The organism is Vibrio sp. DNB22_10_4 (assembly GCF_052879755.1).
Genome location: NZ_JBNNXW010000122.1, coordinates 1 through 237 on the forward strand (window position 1 = coordinate 1; position 237 = coordinate 237).

Consider the following 237-nt stretch of genomic DNA (forward strand, 5'->3'; position numbering starts at 1 on the left):
GATCAGCCGCCGCACTTCCCACATGCTCGATGACGAGCCAACCACTTGGCCCGTCAGGCCCATCTCGTCGCGGAAGAACGTCAGCATCGAAAGCGGATCGCCAATCTTGTCCCCAGTGAAGGAGACGAATTTCTCGCCAGCCAGATCGGCAATCTGCACATCCGCCTTGCCGAACAGCGGGTGGTACTGCCCGCAGAACAAGGCGTAGCGCTGGCGCAAGAACAGCCGGTGCTCGAT

The 237-nt window shown here is 60.8% G+C and carries 1 pseudogene; it reads right to left on the reverse strand.

Features of this window, described 5'->3' with window-relative positions:
- Positions 1 to 237 (reverse strand): annotated as a pseudogene (locus ACVA6Q_RS24915) (hypothetical protein); the annotation flags it as partial.